At 65.8% G+C, this 25,013-nt stretch carries 24 protein-coding genes; 14 read left to right on the forward strand and 10 right to left on the reverse strand.

Going from position 1 to position 25,013, the window contains the following annotated elements; genetic code table 11:
• The first annotated feature begins 65 nt into the window (after positions 1 to 65).
• The 6 genes from LFT49_RS08580 to dnaE all read left to right on the forward strand — a co-directional run bounded on the left by LFT49_RS08580 (position 66) and on the right by dnaE (position 7,071).
• Positions 66 to 596 carry a cell division protein SepF gene (locus LFT49_RS08580; protein WP_141160844.1) on the forward strand — a complete coding sequence of 177 codons (531 nt, stop codon included), beginning with the start codon at positions 66 to 68 and terminating at the stop codon, positions 594 to 596.
• Positions 597 to 728: 132 nt separating this feature from the next.
• Positions 729 to 1,016, forward strand: a complete 288-nt coding sequence (locus tag LFT49_RS08585) for a YggT family protein (RefSeq protein WP_142134322.1) — start codon at positions 729 to 731, stop codon at positions 1,014 to 1,016.
• A 174-nt stretch (positions 1,017 to 1,190) separates the two neighbouring features.
• Positions 1,191 to 1,874, forward strand: a complete 684-nt coding sequence (locus LFT49_RS08590) for a DivIVA domain-containing protein (RefSeq protein WP_236821783.1) — start codon at positions 1,191 to 1,193, stop codon at positions 1,872 to 1,874.
• A gap of 97 nt (positions 1,875 to 1,971) precedes the next feature.
• Positions 1,972 to 2,544: a signal peptidase II gene (gene lspA / locus LFT49_RS08595; protein WP_236821784.1), complete on the forward strand. Its 573-nt coding sequence runs from the start codon at positions 1,972 to 1,974 to the stop codon at positions 2,542 to 2,544.
• Positions 2,537 to 3,463, forward strand: coding sequence for an RluA family pseudouridine synthase (locus LFT49_RS08600; protein ID WP_237430251.1), 927 nt, complete (start codon positions 2,537 to 2,539; stop codon positions 3,461 to 3,463). Before lspA ends, LFT49_RS08600 begins: the two co-directional genes overlap by 8 nt.
• A 50-nt stretch (positions 3,464 to 3,513) precedes the next feature.
• Positions 3,514 to 7,071, forward strand: coding sequence for a DNA polymerase III subunit alpha (gene dnaE, locus LFT49_RS08605; RefSeq protein WP_237430252.1), 3,558 nt, complete (start codon positions 3,514 to 3,516; stop codon positions 7,069 to 7,071).
• A 108-nt stretch (positions 7,072 to 7,179) separates the two neighbouring features.
• On the opposite strand, the gene LFT49_RS08610 is transcribed toward dnaE, so the two are convergent.
• The gene (locus LFT49_RS08610; protein ID WP_237430253.1) at positions 7,180 to 7,680 is read right to left on the reverse strand and encodes a flavin reductase family protein; all 501 of its coding nucleotides are present in this window, start codon (positions 7,678 to 7,680) and stop codon (positions 7,180 to 7,182) included.
• Positions 7,681 to 7,807: 127 nt separating this feature from the next.
• Here LFT49_RS08610 and LFT49_RS08615 point away from each other — a divergent pair, with 127 nt between their 5' ends.
• From LFT49_RS08615 to nrdR, 3 genes are all read left to right on the forward strand, one after another.
• Positions 7,808 to 8,341: a hypothetical protein gene (locus LFT49_RS08615; RefSeq protein ID WP_237430254.1), complete on the forward strand. Its 534-nt coding sequence runs from the start codon at positions 7,808 to 7,810 to the stop codon at positions 8,339 to 8,341.
• Positions 8,342 to 8,345: 4 nt separating this feature from the next.
• The gene (hisD, locus tag LFT49_RS08620) at positions 8,346 to 9,719 is read left to right on the forward strand and encodes a histidinol dehydrogenase (protein WP_237430255.1); all 1,374 of its coding nucleotides are present in this window, start codon (positions 8,346 to 8,348) and stop codon (positions 9,717 to 9,719) included.
• Positions 9,720 to 9,857: 138 nt separating this feature from the next.
• Positions 9,858 to 10,358: a transcriptional regulator NrdR gene (gene nrdR, locus LFT49_RS08625; protein WP_236802036.1), complete on the forward strand. Its 501-nt coding sequence runs from the start codon at positions 9,858 to 9,860 to the stop codon at positions 10,356 to 10,358.
• A 51-nt stretch (positions 10,359 to 10,409) separates the two neighbouring features.
• Here nrdR and ppgK read toward each other — a convergent pair whose 3' ends face one another.
• Together ppgK and map are read right to left on the reverse strand one after the other, a co-directional pair.
• Positions 10,410 to 11,213: a polyphosphate--glucose phosphotransferase gene (gene ppgK, locus LFT49_RS08630; protein ID WP_236802037.1), complete on the reverse strand. Its 804-nt coding sequence runs from the start codon at positions 11,211 to 11,213 to the stop codon at positions 10,410 to 10,412.
• A 103-nt stretch (positions 11,214 to 11,316) separates the two neighbouring features.
• Entirely contained in the window at positions 11,317 to 12,195 is an 879-nt protein-coding gene (gene map / locus LFT49_RS08635) for a type I methionyl aminopeptidase (protein WP_236821790.1), read from the reverse strand.
• Positions 12,196 to 12,316: 121 nt separating this feature from the next.
• Here map and LFT49_RS08640 point away from each other — a divergent pair, with 121 nt between their 5' ends.
• The gene (locus tag LFT49_RS08640) at positions 12,317 to 12,481 is read left to right on the forward strand and encodes an SPOR domain-containing protein (RefSeq protein ID WP_110544584.1); all 165 of its coding nucleotides are present in this window, start codon (positions 12,317 to 12,319) and stop codon (positions 12,479 to 12,481) included.
• Between the two features lie 16 nt (positions 12,482 to 12,497).
• Here the strand turns inward: LFT49_RS08640 and panB are convergent, their stop codons facing one another.
• Positions 12,498 to 13,385 (reverse strand): 3-methyl-2-oxobutanoate hydroxymethyltransferase, encoded by an 888-nt coding sequence (panB, locus tag LFT49_RS08645; RefSeq protein WP_237430256.1) that lies wholly within the window; start codon positions 13,383 to 13,385, stop codon positions 12,498 to 12,500.
• 284 nt (positions 13,386 to 13,669) lie between these two features.
• Between panB and glnA (LFT49_RS08650) the strand changes: the two genes are divergently transcribed.
• Genes glnA (LFT49_RS08650) through LFT49_RS08660 form a run of 3 tightly spaced genes read left to right on the forward strand, consistent with a single transcriptional unit; the run spans position 13,670 to position 18,557 of the window.
• Positions 13,670 to 15,010, forward strand: coding sequence for a type I glutamate--ammonia ligase (glnA, locus tag LFT49_RS08650; protein ID WP_141160830.1), 1,341 nt, complete (start codon positions 13,670 to 13,672; stop codon positions 15,008 to 15,010).
• Between the two features lie 9 nt (positions 15,011 to 15,019).
• On the forward strand, positions 15,020 to 18,031 hold the full coding sequence (locus tag LFT49_RS08655; RefSeq protein WP_236802040.1) for a bifunctional [glutamine synthetase] adenylyltransferase/[glutamine synthetase]-adenylyl-L-tyrosine phosphorylase: 3,012 nt from the start codon (positions 15,020 to 15,022) through the stop codon (positions 18,029 to 18,031).
• A complete protein-coding gene (locus LFT49_RS08660) occupies positions 18,021 to 18,557 on the forward strand; it encodes a GNAT family N-acetyltransferase (RefSeq protein WP_236802041.1) in 537 nt (178 codons plus the stop codon). Before LFT49_RS08655 ends, LFT49_RS08660 begins: the two co-directional genes overlap by 11 nt.
• Before the next feature lie 286 nt (positions 18,558 to 18,843).
• Here the strand turns inward: LFT49_RS08660 and glnA (LFT49_RS08665) are convergent, their stop codons facing one another.
• Complete coding sequence (gene glnA, locus LFT49_RS08665; protein ID WP_142134301.1) at positions 18,844 to 20,268, reverse strand: type I glutamate--ammonia ligase; 1,425 nt, start codon at positions 20,266 to 20,268, stop codon at positions 18,844 to 18,846.
• A gap of 285 nt (positions 20,269 to 20,553) precedes the next feature.
• Here glnA (LFT49_RS08665) and LFT49_RS08670 point away from each other — a divergent pair, with 285 nt between their 5' ends.
• The gene (locus LFT49_RS08670) at positions 20,554 to 20,991 is read left to right on the forward strand and encodes an RDD family protein (RefSeq protein ID WP_236802042.1); all 438 of its coding nucleotides are present in this window, start codon (positions 20,554 to 20,556) and stop codon (positions 20,989 to 20,991) included.
• Positions 20,992 to 21,001: 10 nt separating this feature from the next.
• On the opposite strand, the gene LFT49_RS08675 is transcribed toward LFT49_RS08670, so the two are convergent.
• The 5 genes from LFT49_RS08675 to lipB all read right to left on the reverse strand — a co-directional run bounded on the left by LFT49_RS08675 (position 21,002) and on the right by lipB (position 24,954).
• Positions 21,002 to 21,958 (reverse strand): DMT family transporter, encoded by a 957-nt coding sequence (locus LFT49_RS08675; RefSeq protein ID WP_237430257.1) that lies wholly within the window; start codon positions 21,956 to 21,958, stop codon positions 21,002 to 21,004.
• A 19-nt stretch (positions 21,959 to 21,977) separates the two neighbouring features.
• Positions 21,978 to 22,331, reverse strand: coding sequence for a DUF3817 domain-containing protein (locus LFT49_RS08680; protein WP_236802044.1), 354 nt, complete (start codon positions 22,329 to 22,331; stop codon positions 21,978 to 21,980).
• Positions 22,332 to 22,428: 97 nt separating this feature from the next.
• Complete coding sequence (locus LFT49_RS08685) at positions 22,429 to 23,181, reverse strand: DUF4191 domain-containing protein (RefSeq protein WP_236802045.1); 753 nt, start codon at positions 23,179 to 23,181, stop codon at positions 22,429 to 22,431.
• Positions 23,182 to 23,269: 88 nt separating this feature from the next.
• On the reverse strand, positions 23,270 to 24,289 hold the full coding sequence (gene lipA, locus LFT49_RS08690) for a lipoyl synthase (RefSeq protein WP_236821796.1): 1,020 nt from the start codon (positions 24,287 to 24,289) through the stop codon (positions 23,270 to 23,272).
• Positions 24,286 to 24,954, reverse strand: coding sequence for a lipoyl(octanoyl) transferase LipB (gene lipB, locus LFT49_RS08695; RefSeq protein WP_236802047.1), 669 nt, complete (start codon positions 24,952 to 24,954; stop codon positions 24,286 to 24,288). The genes lipA and lipB overlap by 4 nt, the downstream gene beginning before the upstream one ends.
• Positions 24,955 to 25,013: the final 59 nt, after the last annotated feature.

Below are 25,013 nucleotides of genomic sequence, written 5' to 3' on the forward strand. Positions count from 1 at the left end.
CGGGGGACTTCAGTGCTGTCAAGTCATTGGGCGGCCCGCTTACGGGACAGGATTAGGAGTCGACCATGGCCGGCGCTCTGCGCAAGACAATGATCTATCTTGGGCTCGCCGATGGCGATGAGCATTACGAGCCCGAGCAACAGACCACACGTAAGGATGAGGACGAACCCATGGAAGTTGACCGCGAGGAACGCCGTGCCCCGGCACCGGTCCGCGAAGTCAGCCGCGAGGCGTCCTACGCCCCTGAAGAGGAATACCGCGCCCCTGTGACCCCTATTAAGCGTGCGGCCTCAAGCCGCGAAGAGAATACCGGTCTGCGCCAGATCACGACCATCCACCCGCGCTCCTACAACGATGCCAAGCTCATCGGTGAAAGCTTCCGGGACGGCATTCCGGTGATCATGAATGTCACGGACATGGGTGAGGCTGACGCCAAGCGCCTGGTGGACTTCTCCGCCGGACTCGTCTTCGGCCTCCGAGGCAGCATCGAGCGGGTGACCAACAAGGTGTTCCTGCTCTCACCCTCGTATGTCGAAGTGATCGGTGACGACAAGAAGGCCAGCGATACGCAGGCCAGTTTCTTCAACCAGAGCTGAACATCAGGCCTCGTCAGATGCCAGGCAGGGACACCTGTCTGGCATCTGTGCTGAAATAGAGAAGACACCGGCAGTACAACAGCGGCGCCCATCATGGACGTGCCGCACGAATATGGAGATATGAAATAAGTCATGGGAATTGTTTTCGGACTTCTCTATCTCGCCCTGCTGCTGTTCTTTGTTGCCCTCATCATCCGCCTGGTGTTCGACTGGGTGCAGATGTTCGCGAGGGAATGGCGTCCACGGGGCGCGGCCCTGGTGGTGGCCCACGCCGTGTACTCCATCACGGATCCTCCGCTCAAGGGACTGCGGCGGCTCATTCCGCCGCTCCGGCTCGGCGGTATTTCGCTGGACCTGGGCTTCCTGATCCTGTTCATCGGCGTCAGCATTGCGATGAGCGTCACCAGGAGCCTGGCCTGAGCCGGCAATTAGACCCGCAATGCAGGTTGTTCCGCTTCTGAGCGGCTACTGTAAAGCGAAGAAACCTCCGGTTTGACACTGCAGTGTTGAATTAGAGTAAGCAGACCAAATTTAGGTACCGTAGTTTTGACGGCCGGAAGGCCTACTGACTAACCAGACCAGTGAGGTGACCAGATGGCTTTGACGCCAGAAGACGTTGTCAACAAGCGCTTTCAGCCCACCAAGTTCCGCGAGGGCTATGACCAGGACGAGGTTGACGACTTCCTGGACGAAATCGTCGTCGAACTCCGCCGCCTGAACCAGGAAAACGACGAGCTCCGCAAGAAGCTCGCCGAAGCCGGTTCCAGCGTGCCGGCCAGCTCCGCTGCCGCACCAGTGGTGGAGAAGGTCCCCGCGCCGGTCAAGGCCGACAAGGACGAGGCCCGCGAGAAGGCAGAAGCAGAAGCCAAGGCCGCCGAAACCAAGAAGAAGGACGTCCAGCCCGCTGCACCGGCTGCCGCCGCACCGGCCGCGCCCGCAGCTGCCGTCTCCACTTCCGCCGAGTCCGCAGCCGGCCTGCTTGCCATGGCACAGCAGATGCACGACCGCCACGTCGCCGACGGACAGGCGCAGAAGGACAAGATCATCGCCGAGGCGCAGATCGAAGCAAGCAGCCTCGTCAACGACGCCCAGGAAAAGTCCCGCAAGATCCTCGGCGCACTCGAGCAGCAGCGCTCGGTCCTGGAACGCAAGGTGGAACAGCTCCGCGGCTTCGAACGCGATTACCGTTCACGCCTGAAGGCCTACATCGAAGGCCAGCTCCGCGACCTGGATGCCCGTGGCTCCGTTGCGACGCCGGAAGTCAGCGAAGCGAACTAAGCCTGGCAGCACGTATTCTGAAAGCCGGTGGCTGGGGATTCCTCGGCCGCCGGCTTTTGGCATTGACGCCCAGTTCCCCCCCAAATTTGAAAGCACCATGACTGACGAAATTGCCGCAGGCGCGGCACGCCCTGTCCCTCCCTCGCCCCGCCCCCGCCGGGCACTCCTGCTGTCCCTGTTTGCCGGCTTCGCGGTGTTCGCCTATGTCCTGGACCAGCTGACCAAACTCTGGGTAACCTCCACCATGGTGGAGGGCGAGCGGATCCCGGTGCTGCCACCACTGCTCCACTGGTATTTCATCCGCAATTCAGGTGCGGCGTTTTCCATTGGCGAGAACGTCACCTGGGTGTTTTCCATCATCATGGCCGGTGTCGCCATCGCCATCCTGTTCCAGGTCCGCCGGCTGGGCTCGGCCTGGTGGTCGCTCGCATTGGGCCTGCTGCTTGGCGGCGCCCTGGGCAACCTCACCGACCGGCTTTTCCGTGAGCCGTCATTTGGCATGGGACACGTGGTGGACTTCATCCAGCTTCCCAACTTCGCCATCTTCAACATCGCCGACTCCGCCGTGGTGTCCGCCGTAGCCATCATCTGCATCCTCACCCTGCGGGGGATTGCCCTCGACGGAACGCGGCTCGGGACCGGACACAAGGACAAGCCCGACCATGAGTGAGCGCATCGTCGTCGCCGAAGAGTTTGGCGGAACACGGGCCGACGCCGGACTGGCCGGCATACTCGGCGTGTCCCGTTCCGTTGCCGCGTCCCTGCTGGCGGAAGGCCACGTGCTGAACAAGGGCAAGGCGTTGGCAAAGTCGGCAAAACTCGTGGCGGGGGAGGTTCTCGACGTCACCGTCCCCGAACGTCGGGACCCGCTGGAAGTCGTGGAGGAAGCTGTGGAAGGCCTGAAAATACTGCTCGACGATGACGATTTCGTCGTCGTCGACAAGCCTGTCGGCGTGGCAGCCCACCCCTCGCCAGGCTGGGTGGGCCCCACCGTCGTGGGCGGGCTTGCCGCTGCCGGTTACCGTATCTCCACCTCTGGCGCTCCCGAGCGTGCCGGCATCGTCCACCGGCTCGACGTCGGGACCTCGGGTGTGATGGTGGTGGCCAAGTCAGAGCGGGCGTACACCGCCCTCAAACGGGCCTTCAAGGAGCGCACCGTGGACAAGGTGTACCACGCGGTGGTGCAGGGCCTGCCCGACCCCCTGACCGGCACCATCGATGCCCCCATCGGCCGCCACCCCGGGCACGACTGGCGCTTCGCCGTCATCGAGGACGGCCGCGCCTCCGTGACCCATTACGAGGTCCTGGAGGCATTCGGCAAGGCGAGCCTGGTGGAAGTCCACCTCGAAACCGGGCGCACGCACCAGATCCGGGTCCACTTTTCCGCGCTCCGCCACCCCTGCGCCGGTGACCTGACATACGGCGCTGACCCCCGGCTGGCTGCGAACCTGGGACTCACCCGGCAGTGGCTGCATGCCCGTGAACTGTCCTTCGAGCACCCGGTGACGGGCGAGCGGGTCACTGTCACCAGCGACTATCCACAGGACCTGGCCTACGCCCTGGACGTTCTGGAATCCGGCAACGCCTGACACACCGCGCCTGGCCCTGGCAGGGCCGGGGCAGCGCTTAGAATAGTCCGGTGAGTTCCAGCCATGATTCGTTCGTCCATCTGCACACCCACACCGAATATTCCATGCTGGATGGAGCTGCCCGCCTGGGGGAGCTGTTCGACGAAACCGAGCGGCTCGGCATGCCGGCCCTCGCCACAACAGACCACGGGTACCTGTTCGGTGCCTTCGACTTTTGGCAGAAGGCCAATGCCAAGGGCATCAAGCCGATCATCGGCGTCGAAGCCTATGTGACGCCCGGGACCGCCCGGACGGACAAGGAACGCGTGCGCTGGGGCGATGAATCGCAGCGCAAGGACGACGTCTCCGGCGGTGGCTCCTACACCCACATGACGCTCCTGAGCTACAACAACGTGGGAATGCGCAACCTCTTCCGCGCCTCATCCATCGCCTCCCTGGACTCAGTATTCGGCAAGTGGCCGCGGCTGGACCGGGAACTGCTGAACACCTACTCCGAGGGCCTCATCGCCACCACGGGCTGCCCGTCCGGCGAGGTCCAGACCCGGCTCCGGTTGGGCCAGTACCGCGAAGCACTGGAGGCCGCTGCCGAGTTCCGGGACATCTTCGGCGCGGAGAACTACTTCTGCGAGCTGATGGACCACGGGCTGGACATTGAACGGCGGGTCACCGGCGACCTGTTGCGGCTCGCCAAGGACCTGAACCTGCCCCTGGTGGCAACGAACGACCTCCACTACACGCACGAGCACGACGCCAAGGCCCATGAGGCCCTGTTGGCCATTCAGTCGGGCTCCACGCTGCTGGAACCCACCTATGACAACGGCGGGTCCCGCTTCGCCTTCTCCGGCAGCGGCTACTACCTCAAGTCCCCGCGCGAGATGCGCGAGCTGTTCCGCGACCACCCCGATGCCTGCGACAACACCCTGCTGATCGCCGAGCGCTGCGAGGTGTCGTTCAACACCGACGCCAACTTCATGCCGCGGTTCCCCTGCCCGCCCGGCGAGGACGAGACCTCCTGGCTGGTCAAGGAAGTGGACAAGGGCCTGCAGTACCGTTACCCGGGGGGTGTCCCGGACGAGGTCCGCAAGCAGGCGGACTACGAACTCGGCGTCATCACCTCCATGGGCTTCCCGGGCTACTTCCTGGTGGTTGCAGACTTCATCAACTGGGCCAAGAACAACGGCATCCGCGTAGGTCCGGGGCGTGGCTCCGGTGCAGGCTCCATGGTGGCGTACGCGATGCGCATTACCGACCTGGACCCCCTGCGCCACGGCCTGATCTTCGAACGGTTCCTGAACCCGGACCGCGTCTCCATGCCCGACTTCGACGTCGACTTCGATGACCGGCGCCGCTCCGAGGTCATCGACTACGTGACCCGCAAATACGGTGACGAGCGTGTGGCGATGATCGTCACGTACGGCACCATCAAGACCAAGCAGGCCCTCAAGGACTCCTCCCGCGTGCTGGGCTACCCCTTCAGCATGGGCGAGCAGCTCACCAAGGCACTGCCGCCGGCCGTCATGGCCAAGGACATTCCGCTGGCGGACATCCAGAACCCGGAGGCCAAGCGCTACAGCGAAGCGGGGGACTTCCGGCAACTGATTGCCACCGACCCCGAGGCTGCCAAAGTCTTTGAGACGGCGTTGGGCATTGAAGGCCTGAAGCGCCAGTGGGGCGTGCACGCCGCCGGCGTGATCATGTCCTCGGACCCCATCATCGACGTCATCCCCATCATGCGCCGTTTCCAGGACGGCCAGGTGATCACCCAGTTCGACTACCCGACGTCCGAGGGCCTTGGCCTGATCAAGATGGACTTCCTGGGCCTGCGGAACCTGACGATCATTTCCGACGCCCTCGAGAACATCAAGATGAACCGGGGGATCGACCTGGACCTCGAGAACCTGGAACTCGATGACGCGGCGTCGTACGAGCTCCTGGCCCGCGGCGACACCTTGGGCGTGTTCCAGCTCGACGGCGGGCCCATGCGGTCGCTGCTGAAGCTGATGAAGCCTGACAACTTCGAAGACATTTCCGCCGTCCTGGCGCTCTACCGGCCGGGCCCCATGGGAGCCAATGCCCACACCGACTACGCGCTGCGCAAAAACGGGATCCAGGAAGTCATCCCCATCCACCCTGAGCTGGAGGAACCGCTCAAGGAGATCCTCGGCGGAACGTACGGCCTGATCGTGTACCAGGAGCAGGTGATGGCCGTGGCGCAGAAACTGGCCGGCTACTCGCTGGGCCAGGCAGACATCCTCCGGCGCGCCATGGGCAAGAAGAAGAAGTCGGAACTGGACAAGCAGTTCGCCGGCTTCTCCCAGGGCATGCAGGACAACGGCTACTCCATGGAGGCCGTCAAGACCCTGTGGGACATCCTGCTCCCGTTCTCCGACTACGCCTTCAACAAGGCCCACTCGGCAGCGTACGGCGTGATCTCCTACTGGACGGCATACCTGAAGGCGCACTATGCGCCCGAGTACATGGCGGCGCTGCTCACGTCCGTGGGCGATGACAAGGACAAGTCCGCCATCTACCTGAACGAGTGCCGCCGCATGGGCATCACGGTGCTCCCGCCGGACGTCAACGAGTCCGCCCTGAACTTCACCCCGGTGGGCAACGACATCCGCTTCGGCATGGGCGCCATCCGCAACGTGGGTGCGAACGCCGTCGAGGCCATGGTCAGCGCACGCGAGAGCGAAGGCGCCTACACCTCCTTCAAGGACTACCTGATGAAGGTCCCGGCGGTGGTCTGCAACAAAAGGACCATCGAATCCCTGATCAAGTCCGGGGCCTTCGACTCGCTGGGCCACCACCGCCGCGCGCTGGCGATGATCCATGAAGAAGCCATCGATTCCGTCATCACCCTGAAGCGCAACGAGGCCATCGGCCAGTTCGACCTCTTCGCCGGTTTCGAGGAGGCCGAATCGGAGGCTTCGCTGAGCATCGAGATCCCGGACCTGCCCGAGTGGGAGAAAAAGGACAAGCTCTCCTTCGAACGGGACATGCTGGGCCTGTATGTGTCGGACCACCCGCTGCAGGGCCTCGAGGGGCTCCTCAGCCAGCATGCCGAAATGAGCATCACCACCATCCTGGGTGAGGACGGACCGCAGGACGGCGCCATCATCACCATCGCAGGCATGATCACCTCCCTGAGCCGGCGTATCGCCAAAGCCAGCGGCAACGCTTACGCGCGGGCCGAGGTGGAGGACCTGGGCGGTTCAATCGAGGTCATGTTCTTTGGCCAGGTCTACGGACCGATCGCATCCGTGCTTGCCGAGGACCTGATTGTGGTGGTCAAGGGCCGGCTGCAAAAACGCGACGACGGCGCCATCACCTTGAACTGCATGGAGCTGTCCGTGCCGGACCTCAGTGAGGGGCTGCACGGGCCCCTGGTGATCACCATGCCCACCCACAAGGCCACGGAAGCCGTGGTCACCGAGTTGGGCGACGTGCTGCGCACCCACCGGGGCAACTCGGAGGTCAGGCTGCACCTGCAAGGCGACACGCGCACGGAAATCATGGGCCTGCCCGTCCACCTCCGGGTCAACCCCAGCCCGTCGCTGTTCGGCGACCTGAAGGTCCTGCTGGGCCCGGCCTGCCTGGACGCCTGAAACACTCGAAGCCTGAAAGACCTGGACCCCTAAAAAAGACGCGGACGACGGCGGGAGGCACCTCCCGCCGTCGTCCGCGTCTTTTGTTGTGGGTCGGTCCAGCCGGGGCTAGATTTCGTAATCGAGCGGCACCGGCTGCCCATAGGCGCCGCCGTGGTACAGCAGGGGGGACCCTTCGCCGCCTACCTGGCCGTCCACCACCTGGACCACCACCACGGCGTTGTTCTCGAATGGCAGCCGCATCTGCACCTCGCCGATCAGCCACCCGGCGACATCCTTCAGGATGGGCACCCCGTGCGGGCCGGCCTCCCAGTGGTTGCCTTCGAACCGGTTGCCCGGGCGGGCGAAGCGTGCCGCCAGCTCCTGGTTCTCCAGCCCGAGCATGTGCACGCCCAGATACTGCGTGTTGGCCACCGCTGGCCAGGACCTGGAACTGCGGGCCATGTTGAAGGTGAAGCGCGGCGGCTTGGCGGACAGCGATGCCACGGAGGTGGCAGTAAAACCGTAGGGCTCGTCCTGGCAGTTCACCGTGATGATCGCGACGCCCGCAGCGTGCCGGCGGAACATCTCCCTGAAGGTCTGCTCGAACGGCTCGCTTTTCTCTGTCACCGAAACTCCTGGACTAGGGGGCTTAACTCTTCCTCCAAGCGTATTGGCCAGCGGTCATGGCGGGAAAACCGGCGGCGCCTTCAGCATGCAGGATGGCGTTGCAGGAACCTTTGTTAAGGTGTGTTGCATGACAAACTTCGCCGGCCCTGCCGGGCGGCCGCTGCCATGGTCCCTGCTCCTGGTCCCGGCGGCGGCCGGAATTCCGGCCGGCCTCCTCTGGTGGCTCCTGGCCCCGGGCGGGTTGAACCTGATTACGCGGGATCCTGCGCTGGCCTCCGGCACCGCACCCCTGGTTTGGCTGCCGCGCGACCTCACCCTCGCCGGCATCCTGGTGCTGGCAGGCTGCCTGCTGGCCGTGTTCCTGGCAGATGGCAAGCGCCGTGACCCGCAGGCGGCGCTGTTGGCCGGCCTGGTCGGAGCGGCGGCGGGCAGCCTGGTCGGCTGGGGGACAGGCATCCTGGCAGCCCGGCTGTGGGGCCCGGCAGTGGATGCCTCCGCCAACGCGAGCATTGCCTTCTCGCTGCGGGCGTGGCCGGTGCTGCTGCTGTGGCCGGCCGCCACGGCCGTGTCGGTCTTCGTCCTGGAACTGGTGGGCGCGGCGGGCAGGAAGCCCCAAACCGGCGGTCCCGGAACCGGCGGCACCATCAGCCCCGTAAAATAGACGGGTGACCACTTCCCCGGACTTTCCCGCCCCCGTGACAGCCGCCGTCGACTTCCGCACCATCGATCTTCGGGGCCGCAACCTCACCCTCGCAGCCCTGCGCGCGGCTGTTCCCCGCGCCAAGGGCCAGACCGTGGCGGACGCCGAGGACAAGGTCCTGCAGATCATCTCCGACGTCCGGCAGCGCGGTTTTGCTGCCCTGGCCGAGCTTGCCGAGAGGTTCGACGGCGTGGCGCAGCACCACCCGCTGGTACCCCGCAAGGCCATCGTCGAGGCCCTCGACCAGCTGGACCCGGCCGTCAGGGCTGCGCTGGAGGAATCCATCAGCCGGGCGCGGAAGTTCGCCGACGGGCAGCGTCCACGCAATGTGGACGTTGAACTGGGCGACGGCGCCGTGGTGAGCCAGAACTGGGTGCCCGTGGCCCGCGTGGGACTGTACGTTCCCGGTGGCCTTGCCGTATACCCATCCTCGGTGATCATGAACGTCGTGCCCGCACTGGCGGCGGGCGTGGAATCCATTGCCCTGGCCTCGCCCCCGCAGAAGGAGTTCGGGGGACTTCCGCACCCCACCATCCTGGCGGCGGCGGCGCTGCTGGGCATTACCGAGGTCTATGCCATCGGCGGTGCCCAAGCCATCGCCGCCTTCGCTTACGGCGTCGAAGCCACTGAAGCCGGTCCGGCTCTGGAACCCGTGGATGTGGTGACCGGGCCCGGCAACATCTTCGTGGCCACCGCGAAGCGACTCGTCAAGGGCGTCGTGGGCATCGATTCCGAGGCGGGAACCACGGAAATCGCCATCCTGGCCGATGACTCGGCCCAGCCGGCGCTGGTTGCCGCGGACCTGCTCAGCCAGGCCGAGCATGACCCCAATGCGGCATCGGTCCTCATTACCGATTCCGAGGAGTTGGCTGCGGCGGTGCGGGCGGAACTGGCGCTCCAGACCGCCGCCACCAAGCATTCGGCCAGGGTGCAGGAGGCGCTGTCCGGCCCGCAGTCCGGCGTCGTGCTGGTGGACGGCCTGGAGCAGGGGATCGCCGCCTGTGACGCCTACGCCGCGGAGCACCTGGAAATCATGACCCGGGACGCGGCTGCCGTGGCTGCGCGGATCCGCAATGCCGGGGCTATTTTCGTGGGCGATTACAGCCCTGTCAGCCTGGGTGACTACTGTGCGGGCTCCAACCACGTGCTGCCCACCAGCGGTACCGCAGCCTTCTCTTCCGGGCTGAACGTCACCACTTTCCTGCGCGCCATCCAGGTAATCAACTACAGCCGGGAAGCCCTCGCCGAGGTCAGCGGGCACATCGTGAGCCTGTCCCGGGCCGAGGACCTGCCTGCCCACGGTGACGCCGTCACGGCCCGTTTTCCCGGCCTCGGCTGACACCACTACATGTAGTAATTACAGGATTGTTATTACCCCACATCTGCCCGTAAACTGAAAGTTGCCACGGCATCGCCCCCCGGCGGTGCTGTTGGCTTTCACTGACGTTGCACACCACAACCGAAAAGGGGGAACGCCATGTACTGCCCGTTCTGCCGCAACCCCGATTCCCGTGTTGTGGACAGCCGCATGGCCGATGACGGCTCGGCCATCCGCCGGCGCCGCCAGTGCCCCGAATGCGGCCGCCGGTTCACCACCGTGGAAACCACCAGCCTGTCTGTCATCAAGCGGTCCGGCGTGGGCGAACCCTTCAGCCGCAGCAAGGTGATCAACGGTGTCCGCAAGGCCTGCCAGGGCCGCCCCGTCAGCGAGGACGACCTCGCCATGCTGGCGCAGGAAGTGGAAGAGCAAATCCGCGCCTCCGGTGCCGCCGAGATCGACGCGCACGAGGTTGGGCTGGTGATCCTCGGACCGCTGCAGAAGCTGGACAAGGTGGCCTACCTGCGCTTCGCCAGCGTCTACCAGGCGTTCGAGTCCCTCGAGGATTTTGAAACGGCTATTGCCCTGCTGCGCCACGAGGCCGAGGAAGACGCCAAGGGCGCGGCCGGCGCCAAGAGCTCCGAGAAGAGCCCCCTCTAGACTCCGGTGGCGGCAGCGGAGGGGAAGCCGCAGCCGCCACCGGCACCACTCCTATTTCGCCAGTTTGTGCTGCAGCGCGATTTCCAGCGCAGCCCCCACGATCCCTGCCTCGTTGCGCAGGACGGCCGGAACAATCGGCGTGCGCAGCTTGAGGTTGGGAAGGTACTCGTCGGCACGCTTGGAGATGCCGCCGCCCACGATGAACAGTTCCGGCGAGAACAGGAACTCCACGTGCGAGAAGTAGCGCTGCAGCAGGACGCTGTACTCGTCCCACGACAGCCCGTCCCGTTCACGTGCCACGGCGGACGCCTTGGATTCGGCGTCGAAGCCGTCAACTTCCAGGTGGCCCAGCTCCGCGTTGGGCACGAGTTTTCCGTCGAAGATGAACGCGGAACCGATGCCGGTGCCAAGGGTGATCACCAGGACGGTGCCGGACACCCCGGCGCCCGCACCGTAACGGGCTTCGGCCAGGCCGGCTGCGTCGGCGTCGTTGATGACCTCCACGGGGCGGCCCAGCCGGGCGGTGAGGAGGGCGTCGATGTCCGTATCCAGCCAGCTCTTGTCCACGTTGGCAGCGGAGTGGACCACGCCGTGCTGGATGATCCCGGGGAAGGTCACACCGACGGGGGAGCCCGCCTCCGGGGCCTCAGGGCGTGCCGAGAGTTCGGCCACCACCAGGGCCACGGCCTCCGCGACCGCCTCCGGGGTGGCAGGCTGGGGAGTGGGCACGCGGAAGCGTTCGCCCAGGAGCTTGCCCTTCTTCAGGTCGACAATGCCGCCCTTGATGCCCGTACCACCGATGTCGATGCCGATCAGCGGTGCGTTCTTGTGCGACTTCTCGTCCTTGTTGGCCAATGGGATTCCGTTCTTGACAGGGGCGGGCAGGAAAAGGGGCCGGCTGGGCCCAAAACAGTTGTCCGGTCTGCACCGGCAGCCATGCCCTGGGGCATGGGACAGGTTACGGCAGGGTGAGGACCTCGGCACCGGTCTCGGTGACCAGCAGGGTGTGCTCGAACTGGGCGGTGCGCTTGCGGTCCCGGGTGACAACGGTCCAGTCGTCACTCCACATGTCCCACTCCACGGTGCCCAGGGTGAGCATCGGTTCGATGGTGAACACCATGCCGGTTTCGATCACCGTGTTGTAGGCGGGGGCGGCGTCATAGTGGGGGATGATCAGCCCGGTGTGGAAGGCCTCGCCCACTCCGTGTCCGGTGAAGTCACGCACCACGCCGTAGCCGAAGCGCTTGGCGTAGGACTGGATGGTCCGGCCGATGACGTTGATCTCCCGGCCCGGCGCCACCGCCTTGATGGCGCGGTTCAGCGATTCCTGGGTGCGCTCCACCAGAAGCCGCGATTCCTCATCCACGTCACCCACCAGGAAGGTGTAGTTGGTGTCGCCGTGGACGCCGTTGATGAACGCGGTGATGTCGATGTTGAGGATGTCGCCGTCCTGGACCACCGTGCTGTCCGGAATGCCGTGGCAAATGACCTCGTTCAGCGAGGAGCACAGGGATTTGGGAAAGCCCCGGTAGCCGAGGGTGGACGGGTAGGCATGGTGGTCCAGCAGGAATTCGTGGCCCACTTTGTCCAGCTCATCCGTGGTGACACCCGGCTGGATGTGCTTGCCCACTTCCACGATGGCCTGCGCTGCGATCTTCCCGGCGATCCGGATCTTTTCGATGGTCTCGGCCGACTTGACCTCGGAGCCGGTGAACTTGGCCGGCGCGGGCTTGCCGACGTACTCCGGACGGGGGATGGACGCCGGGACGGGACGCTGCGGACTCAAGGTACCCGGGGTGAGGGTGCCAATGGGTGCAGTCGAGGCAAGGGAAGGCATAGATTGATCATATAAGGCACTGCAGAACGCCTAACAACCGACAAGCGGCGGAGGCACGCGTAAGTGTTTGTGTTACGTGGATCACCTCGCGCTTCCCCTGTCGCCGGAACAAGGAGCAACGATGACTGAGTACTGGTTCAACATCAAAACCCACGAGGTGGAAGAGGACCGGCTGTCGGACTGGAGCCAGCTCATTGGGCCGTACAAGACCCGGGCAGAAGCCGAACACGCGCTGGAGAAGGTGAAGGCACGCAACGAGGCCTGGGAAAAGGGCGACGACGACTGAACGGGTGAGTGCCGGCCTAGAAGGAATGTTCCGGGCCGGGGAACTCGCCTGACCGGACGTCGTCGCCATAGGCGGTGGCGGCGTCGAGCAGTGTGTTGCGCAGGTCCGCGTATTGTTTCACGAACTTGGCCATCCGGCCGCCCCGAAGCCCGGCCATGTCCTGCCAGACCAGGACCTGCCCGGTGGTTGCGTTGCCTGCGCCGATCCCCACCGTGGGGACGTCCACGGCCGCATCGACCGCTGCGGCCGTCTCTGCCGGCACCATTTCCATCAGCACGCAGAACGCTCCGGCGTCAGCGAGGGCGCGGGCATCCTCAATGAGCCGCTGGGCGTCGTCGCCGCGGCCCTGCACGCGGTACCCGCCCAGGGCGTGCTCGCTTTGGGGGGTGAAGCCGATGTGCGCCATGACGGGAATGCCCGCCTGCACCATGGCCCGGACCGTCGGTGCGTAGTACTTCCCGCCCTCCATCTTGACCGCGTGCGCCAGGCCTTCCTTCAGGAACCGCACGCCACTTGCCACGGCCTGTTCGGCGCTGACCTCGTAGCTGCCAAAGGGCAGGTCCGCCACCACCAGCGCGCGTTTGGCGGACCGTGCCACCGCGCGGCACAGGGGCAGCAGCTCATCCACAGTCACCGGAAGGCTGGTCTCGTTGCCAAAGACATTGTTGGAGGCCGAGTCTCCCACCAGGAGCACTTCGATGCCTGCGGAATCAAAAATCTCGGCGGTGTACTGCTCGTACGCAGTAAGCATGGCGAACCTGGTGCCGTCGCGCTTGGCCTGCTGGAGGTGGTGGACGCGGACCTTCGCCGGCTTCCGTTCGGCCGGGGCGGGCAGGCCGGGGCCGCTGCCGTAGGGGGCGGGTACTTCTGCGGACGCGCTGGAGTCGGAGCTGTTGGAGGCCATGGGATGAGCGTAATGCGATACCGGCCGTCCTAGCTACCGCGCCCCCCGGCCCGCCAGCAGTGATGTGTGTCATGGGCGGGGCGGCTGCCGGCAGCAGTGGTGCCGGGAGCGGGACCCGGGGTGGACTAAAGGCAGGATCAAGGCGTCGCAAGGTTAATGCTGTGTTACGCACGGCGCAGGCTTCGGCATCGGCGCAGAATGATTAGTACAGTGTTGATGAACTGCTGCCGGCTTTCCCCTTGCATGGGCCCGGAGCATGGACGTTGACCGGAGAAGAGGCCATCATGGACCGCCAGCAAGAGTTTGTCCTGCGCACAATCGAAGAGCGCGACGTACGGTTCGTACGCCTGTGGTTCACCGACGTCGTGGGGTCGCTGAAGTCCGTGGCGCTGGCGCCGGCAGAAGTCGAAGGCGCCTTCGAGGAAGGGTTGGGCTTCGACGGCTCCTCCATCGAGGGCCTGGCCCGGGTGTTTGAATCGGACATGCTGGCCCAGCCCGATCCCGCCACTTTCCAGATCCTCCCGTGGCGCGGCGAGACCGAACAGACATCGCGGATGTTCTGCGACATCCTCACCCCTGACGGCGAACCCTCCGCGGCGGACCCGCGCAACGTGCTCAAGCGCACCCTGGCCAAGGCCGCGGACATGGGCTTCACCTGCTACACCCACCCGGAAATCGAGTTCTACCTGCTTAAGTCGCACGAGCCGGGCCCCAACGGCGCTCCGGTGCCGGTTGACGAAGGCGGGTACTTCGACCACGTCCCGGGCGGCGTGGCCCAGGACTTCCGCCGCACCGCCGTGACCATGCTGGAATCAGTGGGCATCTCGGTGGAGTTCAGCCACCACGAGGCCGGCCCCGGCCAGAACGAGATCGACCTCCGCTACGCCGATGCGCTCCAGACCGCGGATAACATCATGACGTTCCGCACCGTCATCAAGGAAGTGGCGCTGCAGCAGGGCACCTACGCCACCTTCATGCCCAAGCCGTTCACGGACCACCCCGGTTCCGGCATGCACACGCACTTCTCCCTGTTCGAGGGTGACAGCAACGCCTTCTTCGAGGCCGGCGCCGAGTTCCAGCTCTCCAAGACCGCGCGGCAGTTCATCGCGGGCATTCTCAAGCACGCCCCGGAGTTCACCGCCGTCACCAACCAGTTCGTGAACTCGTACAAGCGGCTGTGGGGCGGCGGCGAGGCGCCCAGCTACCTGAGCTGGGGCCACAACAACCGTTCCGCGCTGGTCCGCGTGCCGCTGTACAAGCCCGGCAAGGGCCAGTCGGCCCGGATCGAGTACCGCGGCATCGATTCGGCCGCCAACCCTTACCTGGCCTACGCCGTCCTGCTGGGCGCCGGCCTCAAGGGGATCGAGGAAGGTTACGACCTGCCGGCCGCTGCCGAGGACGACGTCTGGTCGCTGAGCTCGGCCGAACGCCGCGCCATGGGCCACGATCCGCTGCCGGCAAGCCTGCACGACGCCATCCGCTCCATGGAGGACTCGGAGCTGATGCCGCAGATCCTGGGTGAACAGGTTTACGAGCACTTCCTGCGCAACAAGCGCGCCGAATGGCAGGACTACCGGCTGCAGGTGACGCCCTACGAGCTGCAGCGCAACCTCGGCATTCTCTAGGTGCCGGGCGTGAGCCTGGCGCGCCGCCTCATCGCGGCCGGATTCAGCGACCTGGAAAAGGGCGAGCGCTTCCTGGCCGCGCGCGAACTCGAGGGACTGGACCAGGACAGGCTCTTTGCCGGGCTGCAGCTGGCGGCCAGCCCGGATACTGCCCTGCAGTCCCTGGTCCGGCTGATCGAGAAGCATCCGCAGCTGCGCGACCTGGCCGCCGCCGAGCCGGAGGCCAGCGAGCCCATGTACCGGGTCCTCGGCGCCTCGGAGGCGCTGGGGGAGTTCCTCATCCGGCACCCGGAGCACCTGGAGGCCTTCCGGGTCCGGGCCAGTCCAGAGCCGCTGCCGGCCGACCCGGACCGGCTGCGCGCCACGCTCCTGCAGTCCGTCGGGGCAGATCCCCGCGCCGGCAGGCCCGTTGCCGCCACCACAGGGGTGGAGGCCTACGCGGCCCTGCGCACGGCCTACCGCCGGGGCCTGGTGGACCTCGCCGTCAAGGACCTGTGCGCCGCGGACCCGCTGGACTTCCTGCCGTCGGTGGGCGGTGAGCTGGCGGACCTGGCTGCGGCCGCCATCGAGGCCGCCCTGGCCGTCTCCCGGGCCGAAGCGGCGGAGCAGCACAGCCGTGCCGAGGTCGCCGATGTCGGCCTGGCTGTGATCGGGATGGGCAAGTGCGGAGCCCGGGAACTGAACTACATCTCCGACGTCGACGTCATCTACGTGGTGGACCCGGGCAGCCTGGAGGACGCACACGCCAACACCATCGGCACCGCCCTGGCCAGCGGCATCTCCCGCGCCATCTCCTCTGTTGCCAGGGAACCCGGCCTGTGGGAGGTGGACGCCAACCTTCGGCCCGAGGGAAAATCCGGGCCGCTGGTGCGCACCCTCGCATCCCACGAAACGTACTACGCCAGATGGGCGGAAAGCTGGGAGTTCCAGGCGCTGCTCAAGGCCCGTGCCATCGCCGGCGATGCCGCTTTGGGCCGGGCCTACGAGGATGCCGTGGCGCCGCTGATCTGGAATTCCGCGGGCCGGGAGGGATTTGTTGAGTCCGTCCAGGCGATGCGCCGCAGGGTGACCGAGCACATTCCCGCCGCTGAGGAGCAGCGCCAGATCAAGCTGGGCCGCGGCGGCCTGCGCGACGTCGAATTCACCGTGCAGCTGCTCCAGCTGGTGCACGGCAAGGCAGACGAGTCATTACGACGGCGGGACACCACCTCCGCGATCGCCGCGCTGTCGGCCGGAGGTTACATCGGCCGTTCCGACGCCGCAGCCTTCGACAACGCCTACCGCTACCTGCGCCTGCTGGAACACCGCATCCAGCTGTTCCAGCTGCGCCGCACCCACCTCATGCCGGTGGCCGAGCCGGCGCTGCGCTCCCTGGCCAAGGCCGTGCTGGGGCCGTTCTCCAACGAACGGCCCACCCCGGACTCATTGCTTTCCGCGTGGCAGCGCACCAAGCGCTCGGTGCGCGAACTGCACGAGCGCATCTTTTACCGGCCACTGCTGAACTCGGCGGCCAAGCTCAGCACTGAGGACGCCAGGCTGACCCCCGAGGCGGCGCAGGGCCGGCTTGCCGCCCTGGGATACCGCGATCCGCAGGGAGCGATGCGGCATATCGAGGCGCTCACAGCGGGCGTGAGCCGCCGCGCCGCCCTGCAGCGCCAGCTCCTGCCCATCCTGCTCGACTGGCTGGCCGAAGGCGTGGACCCCGATGCGGGGCTGCTTGCCTTCCGCCGCATCAGCGAGGCGCTGGGCACCACGCACTGGTACCTCGGCCTGCTTCGCGATTCCAATGCCGCCGCAGAGCGCCTGTGCCACATGCTCTCAAATTCCCGGCTGATCGCAGACCTCCTGGAGGTCTCGCCGGAGTCCGTGGCATGGCTGGGACAGGACAAGGACCTGCTGCCGCTGGGCTTCGAAGCGCAGTGGCAGGAAATCACCGCCAAGATGTCCCGGCACTCGGACCCGGAAAGCGCCATGCGCCTCATCCGGCTGATCCGCCGGCGGGAAATCCTGCGCATCGCCATCGCTGATTCGGCTGGCCTCCTGGACCAGGACCAGGTAGGCAGGGCTTTGGCGGACACGGACCGGGCGGCTGTCCTGGGAGCCCTGCGGGTGGCGGAAGGCATCGTCTCCGCCGGCGGGCCGCTCAAGACCACGGTCCTGGTGGTGGCCATGGGCCGCCAGGGCGGCCGAGAGATCGGGTACGGATCGGACGCCGACGTCATGTACGTCCACCGTGCCCTTCCCGGCTTCTCCGACGCCGAAGCCCAGGAACAGGCCGCGCGCATCGTGGCGAAGGTGTCCAGCCTGCTCACCCAGCCGCTGAAGCCGGCTATCATGGCTGAACGCGTCCTCCAGATGGACGCCGACCTACGGCCCGAGGGCAAGAACGGGGCCATGGTGCGCTCCCTGGACTCCTTCGCGGAGTACTACCGCCGCTGGTCCCTCATCTGGGAAGCCCAGGCCCTGCTGCGCGCACGGCCGATGGCAGGCGACGACACCCTGGCCGCCGACTTCCTCTCCCTCATCGACCCAATCCGGTACCCGGAATCGGTGTCGGAGCAGGACGTACGCGAGATCAGGCGCATCAAGGCAAGGGTGGAGTCTGAGCGGCTGCCGCGCGGTGCCGACCCCGCACGGCACCTCAAACTGGGACGCGGCGGCCTCAGCGACGTCGAGTGGCTGGTCCAGCTGATCCAGCTCCAGCACGCCGGAAAGCATCCGGAGCTCCGGACCACGTCCACCCTGGAGGCCCTTGCCGCCGCTGCGGACCTCGGCCTGCTGGATGCTGCCGACGCCGGGCTGCTGGGGGATGCCTGGCGGCTTGCCAGCCGCATCCGGTCCGCCAATGTCATCTGGAGCGGAAAGGCCTCCGACCTTCTTCCTTCCTCCCGCCGTGACCTGGAGGCCGTGGCACGCTGGTGCGGGTATGAGCCCGGGCATGCAGCCGCGCTGGAGGAGGATTACCTGCGGGTGAGCCGGCGGGCGCGGGCTGTTTTCGAGCGTGTCTTCTATGGGCGTTGACTGGGTCTGGCTCATCCCGCTGCGGGACCTGGACGCCGATGCCCGCGCCATCCAGCTCGGCGCCATCGCGGACATGTCCTTGCTGCCCGGCCAGGACCGCTTCGTGGGCGACCCGCTGCGAATGGCCCTGGCAGGACTGGCAGAAGAATCACGCCGGCCCTACGTCGTGGAGGCCGGGGGTGCCGCTGTCGGCCTCTTGACGCTGCAGGCGGGGGCCGCGGGGCTTGCCGGCTGGCCTGACGACGAGTCGGCCTGGCTGCTGCGTGGCTTTCTCATCGACCGGCGGCACCAGGGCAAGGGGCTGGGGACCCTGGCAGCGGCAGCGGCCGTGGAGGCAGCCCGCAAACTCACCGTTCGGGACCAAAGCCGCGAGACCGGCGTCGTACTCTCCGTCAACGAGGAAAACCCTGCGGGACTTTCCGCTTACCGCCGGTCCGGCTTTCTCGACGCAGGACGGTACCTGGGCGGCACGGCGGGACCGCAGCGAACCATGTTCCACAGCTTCCCCGCCACCCCGCAGCAGTAACGCGTTTGACGTAACCCGCCGTGCCGGCATTGCGCTCAGCAAGCGTTTGCCCGATTATGTGGATTGGCGGTGTTCTCCAACCTTGTTGGGGGGAAGGCTGGATAAGTCTTCGTCTCGGGGGGCATTCGTCAGGGGGTCCGGCTCCCGGTCTCAGCACGTCTGGAGGCGGGCCCCCACCTTAACGCCTCTGTTCGCCGCGACGGCGGCCGGACACAACGAAGGCGGCCACCGGATGCACCGGTGGCCGCCTTCGCGGTCTCAGCAGTCCTGCGGGGCAGGCCGCAGACTAGACGCCGTAGTAGAGCTCGAACTCGTAGGGGTTCGGGCGCAGGGACAGCGGGCGGATCTCGTTCTCGTACTTGTACTCGATCCAGGTGTCGATCAGGTCCTGGGTGAAGACGCCGCCGGCCTGCAGGAACTCGTTGTCCTCGCGCAGTGCCTCGAGTGCTTCCTCAAGCGAACCCGGAGCCTTGGGGATGTCCTTGGCTTCCTCGGCGGGCAGCTCGTAGAGGTCCTTGTCGATCGGAGCGGGCGGCTCGATGCGGTTGCGGATGCCGTCGATTCCGGCCATCAGCTGGGCAGCGAACGCCAGGTACGGGTTGGAGGAGGGGTCCGGCGCGCGGAATTCGATGCGCTTGGCCTTCGGGTTGGAACCCGTGATGGGGATACGGATACCGGCGGAGCGGTTGCCCTGCGAGTAGACCATGTTGACCGGAGCTTCGAAGCCCTTGACCAGGCGGCGGTAGGAGTTCACCGTCGGGTTGGTGAAGGCCAGGACGGCGGAAGCGTGCTTGAGCAGGCCACCGATGTACCAGCGGGCGGTGTCGGATAGGCCGGCGTAGCCCTTCTCGTCGTAGAACAGCGGCTCGCCACCGTTCCACAGCGACTGGTGGCAGTGCATGCCGGAGCCGTTGTCGCCGAAGACCGGCTTGGGCATGAAGGTGACGGACTTGCCCCAGGCGTCAGCGGTGTTCTTGATGACGTACTTGAACTTCTGCAGGTCATCCGCAGCGTGGGTCAGGGTGGTGAACTTGTAGTTGATCTCGGCCTGGCCGGCGGATCCAACTTCGTGGTGGCTGCGCTCGACCTCGAGGCCGGCTTCGTCCAGGGCAACACACATGGCGTCGCGCAGGTCAGCCTGCTTGTCAGTGGGGGAGACCGGGAAGTAGCCGCCCTTGACGGGGGTCTTGTAGCCCAGGTTGCCGCCCTCTTCCTCGCGGCCCGTGTTCCAGTGGGCTTCCTCGGAGTCGATCTTGTAGAAGCTGCCCTGGGGCGAGGACTGGTACTGGACGTTGTCGAACACGAAGAACTCGGCTTCGGGAGCGAAGAACGCGGTGTCGGCGATGCCGGTGGAGGCCAGGTAGGCCTCAGCCTTCTCAGCCACGCCGCGGGGGTCGCGGTGGTAGGGGTCTCCGGTGCGCGGGTTGACGATCGAGAAGTTCAGCGCGAGGGTCTTCTCCATGCGGAAGGTGTCCAGGAACGCGGTGGTGACGTCCGGGATCAGCTGCATGTCAGATTCGGCGATGCCCTGGAAGCCGCGAATGGAGGAACCGTCGAAGAGCTGACCGTTGACGAAGAAGTCCGCGTCGACGCTCTTGGCGGGGACGTTGAAGTGCTGCTGGACGCCCGGGAGGTCGGTGAAGCGAATATCGACGAACTTTACATCTTCGTCCTTGATGAACTTGAGGACTTCGTCCGCAGTCTTGAACATCTATGCTCCTAACGCATATGTAAATATCTGGCATGCAAGCCATATGATCCAGCGCAATCCAAAAGCAGGGAGAACGCGGGGTTTTCCCTGCTGCGCGTACCTGCCGGGGGATTGCTTGAAACTGCTAACAGCCTATGGATACGGCATTTCCCGTCCGTGTCCGCATTGTTTCGGGCAGGTTACAGAATGCCCTGCTATGACCACGCTATCGTCCGTCCACATTTTGGTCGACTCCCATCCACAGTGTGGGCGCGTCGATACTTCCCTGATCGGTAAACTTGGACGGTGGTAGATCGCAAAGATATTGGCTCCTGGCTCAGCGGACCGGACACCTCCGGCATCTCGAAATATCCGGGGGAGCGGCTGGGTCTCCCGGAGTCCGGTCCCGGGTCCATCGCCCGGGCAGGTCGGCGCATCGTGGCCCTCTGCATCGACTGGGGCATCGCACTGCTCATCAGCAACTTCGCCTTTGGCGGCGACTCGTGGGCCACCCTGGCGGTGTTCGCCATTGAACAGATCCTGCTGGTGGGGACCCTCGGTTACAGCATCGGCCACCGCGTAATGGGCATTGCTGTGATCAAACCCGGCGGCGGTGCCCCTGGCCCACTCGCGGCCCTGGTCAGGTCAGTGCTTCTGTGCCTGGTGATCCCTGCCGTGATCTTCGACCCGGACCAGCGCGGCCTGCACGACAAAGCCATGAACACGCTCCTGATCCGGCGCTAGCCGGTCCCGCTTACGCCTCCGGCCGTTCCCTGGCCCGTCCCTGCCGCCGGAAGGCCGGAGCGTTGGTCACCACTACGCCGGCGATGACGACGGCGCCGCCCACCAGTTGGGCGATCGTGTGGACCTGTCCGCCGAGGGTTGTCAGGATCGCGGTGAAGACGGTGATGAGGTTGAGGAAGACGCCCGCACCGGCCGCAGGCAGGACCGTCAGGGCCCGGTTCCACAGCAGGTAGGACAGCACTGACGGGAAGATGGCGATAAAGAGCAGTGATGCCAGCGCGTTGCCCGTCGAGGGAAGCGCCAGGCCGCCCGTGGCGAAGCGGACCGGGCCCAGAATGCCCACGACCACCGCTGCCTGGACCGCAGTCGCGGTAATGGGCGGAATCTTCGGTGCCAAGCGGCCGGTGATGGTATAAGCCGTCCAAACAATGATGGCGCCCACCATGAGTACCTCACCGGTGCCGAAACCGGTGTCCATCAAGCGCCCTACGTTCCCTCCGCTGATGACCACCAGGACGCCCGCCAGAGCCATCAGGACGCCCGCCACCGCCAGCGGGGTGAGCCGTTCGCGCAGGAAGACCGCGGCGGCCAGCGTGATCAGCGCCGGATTGAACGCGTTAATCAGCGATGCGTTGAACGCGTCCGTATGCTCCAGGGCCAAGTACAGGAGGAGGTTGTAGCCGAGCAGGCCGCAGACGCTCAACGCGAGCAGCCAGGGCCACGCGGCCAGCACGGACCGCCAGGACGGCCGCTCCACCACCTGGGCAATTACCAGCAGCGGCACCAGCGCAATGGCCCACCGCAGGAACACCAAGCTCAGGGGGTCGATGCTTTGGACCGCGCCGGCGCCCACCACGTAGTTGCCCGCCCAGAAGAGCGTGGCCCCGAGCAGGGAGAGGACTGCCACCACCCGACGGCGGCCCTGGCTGCCCTTCACCGGATCCTTTCCTGTCTTAACCGACTCCAAGTTACGGGGTCCTTTTCGGCTACGCCCGGCTGGGCTCAAGGCCAGCGTCGGCCGTTTCCACTGGTGAAGCTGTTAGGTGGCCGCGCCGGCCGGACCAGCGTTCAAAAAGGATGGTGGCAAACGGGAAGACCGCGGAAAGGCCAGCCAGGGCAGCCACCAGGAACGGCCAGCGCTGCAGGCGCCACAGCGTGAGCGCGGCGACCCCGTAGCCGATGAACAGCGCACCGTGGACAGGCCCGGCGATTTCGACACCAAGCTCCGTGGTGCCGGCAATCCACTTGAAGTACATTCCCACCAGAAGCGCGGCCCAGCTGCAAGCCTCGGCGATGGCGAGGATGCGGAAGATGCGGATCACGGATGTCCTGAGGCGCATGGTCTAAGTCCTGTCGTAGCTTGATTTCGGATGAGGCCCGGGCGCAAGAAAAAACGCCCCGGCGGCCGGCTGTGCCGGTACCGGGGCGTCCTCGTGGCTAGCGCCCGCGGTTGGGACGGGCCTTGTAGGGATCGATGCCCTTGGGAATGGGAAGCCTGTTGCCCATGGACGCGATGCGCTTGGACACGGTGCTGACTTCCAGTTTGGTCAGTTCGTTCTTCATCTTGCCCATCTGCTTGGCCACCTGGCTCAGCGGCACTTGCCCCTCGCCGCGCCCGGTTTGGATCGTGTGCACGGGAACGTTGGGGAGGATACGCGCCAAGCGCTTGCGCTCAGCATCGAGCAGCGGCTTCACCCGGTGGGTGGGGCCTTCGCTGACAAGGACGACGCCGGGACGGCCAACCGCACGAAACACGGCATCCTGCGTGCGCGGGTTGACAGCGACCGGCTGTTCCTCGGTGATCCAGCCCCTCCGGAGCGTTCCCAGGGCAGCGCCGGAGGCGCCGGGCTGGTTCTCGATCTGCGCGAACGCGGCACGTTCGGCGCGCCGGGACAGGATGAAGGTTGCGGCCAGCAGGCCGAGCGGAATGCCGATGATCAGGCCGGTGATCCAGTTGTCCAGCCAGAAGCCCACCAGGAAGCTCACAGCCACAACGCCCAGGAAGACCAGGAGCATCAGCCACGGAACCATGGGGTCGTGGCGGCGGGTCATGGTGAAGACCTCGCCGATCTGCTTGAGCCTGCTGGGCTTCTTGGCCTTTGCTTCCTTCGGCTTGCGCGTGAACATGCTGCGCTTCACCGCGCTTGAGCCCGCGGAGGAGGAGTTGCTGGAGTCAGGGGATTTCGCCATAGTGCCTCAATTCTACGTGACTTAAACGCAAGGGCCGGACGCTGGAATCTTCCAGCGTCCGGCCCTTGGCCAGTTCAAGAAACCGAGGTCAGGAGTGGGCGGCCAGGAGGGTGGCGGCTTCCTGGCGGGTGGTGCCGGAGTCCTGGATGCCGTCGGCGATGTGGGCGAGTTCGGCGGGGATGTCGCGGCCTTTTTTGCGCATGGCGGTGGCCCAGAGGCGGCCGGCGCGGTAGGAGGAGCGGACCAGGGGGCCGGACATGACGCCGAGGAAGCCGATTTCTTCGGCTTCGTGCTGGAGGTCGACGAATTCCTGGGGTTTGACCCAGCGGTCCACGGGCAGGTGCCGTTCGGAGGGGCGCAGGTACTGGGTGATGGTGATCAGGTCGCACCCTGCTGCGTGGAGGTCGCGGAGGGCTTCGGAGATTTCCTCGCGGGTTTCGCCCATGCCCAGGATGAGGTTGGATTTGGTGACCATCCCATGGGCCCGGCCCTGGGTGATGACGTCCAGGGAGCGGTCGTAGCGGAACGCGGGCCGGATGCGCTTGAAGATCCGGGGCACGGTTTCGACGTTGTGGGCGAAGACTTCGGGTTTGGAGTCGCAGATCGCTTTGATGTGCTCGGGGTTGCCCGAGAAGTCCGGGATGAGCAGTTCGACGCCGGTGCCGGGGTTCAGTTCGTGGATCTTGCGGACGGTTTCGGCGTAGAGCCACACGCCTTCGTCTTCGAGGTCGTCGCGGGCGACGCCGGTGACGGTGGCGTAGCGGAGCTGCATGGACTGGACGGAGCGGGCCACCTTGGTGGGTTCGAACCGGTCCAGGGGTGAGGGTTTGCCGGTGTCGATCTGGCAGAAGTCGCAGCGGCGGGTGCATTCGGAGCCGCCGATCAGGAAGGTGGCTTCCTTGTCTTCCCAGCATTCGAAGATGTTGGGGCAGCCGGCTTCCTCGCAGACGGTGTGCAGGCCTTCCTTTTTCACCAGGTTCTTCAGCCCGACGAACTCCGGGCCCATTTGGACCTTGGCCTTGATCCATTCCGGTTTGCGCTCCACCGGGACCGCAGCATTGCGCTGCTCGATCCGCAGCATCTTCCGGCCTTCAGGTGCCAATGTCACAGTAGAGCTCCTTCAGGGCTCGAAACCAATGCTTCTTCATGTTTGCGGAATTCCGCTACGAACCGGTCCACGATGTCCGCCGGCGTGATCTCCCGCCCCGTTTCCAGGGACATGGTGGTCACCCCGGCGTCGGTGATGCCGCAGGCAATGATCTGACCGTAGGGTGCCAGGTCGTTGCTGCAGTTGATCGCCACGCCGTGCATGGTGACGCCGTTGAGCACGCGGATGCCGATGGCCGCGATCTTGCGGTCCGGGCCCTTGGCATCTGCCTTAATCCACACGCCGGCCCGCCCCTTGATGCGCTCTGCCTTGATGCCGTAATCCGCCAGGACGGTGATCATGATTTCTTCCAGGCGCTCCACATAATCCCGGATGCCGGAGCGGTTCTTCAGCTTCAGGATGGGGTAAGCGATCAATTGTCCCGGCCCATGCCAGGTGAGCTTGCCGCCGCGGTCCACCGGAACCACCGGTGTGCCGTCAAACGGGCGCTCATGGTCCTCTGTCAGCTTGCCGGCCGTGTAGACGGCGGCGTGCTCCAAAAGCAGGACTGTGCTGGGGGCAACTCCGGCGACAACTTTGTCATGGAGTTCGCGCTGGGCATCCCAGCCTTCCATGTAATCAACAAAGTTGGGGGCAAGACCCAGCTGTGAAAACTCAAGAGTCATGGCATCCAGCTTAGACCCCGCAGCCGGGCTGGCCCGGTTTAGTGTCCAAGCTCACCGCC

The organism is Arthrobacter sp. FW306-06-A (assembly GCF_021870055.1).
GTDB lineage: Bacteria > Actinomycetota > Actinomycetes > Actinomycetales > Micrococcaceae > Arthrobacter.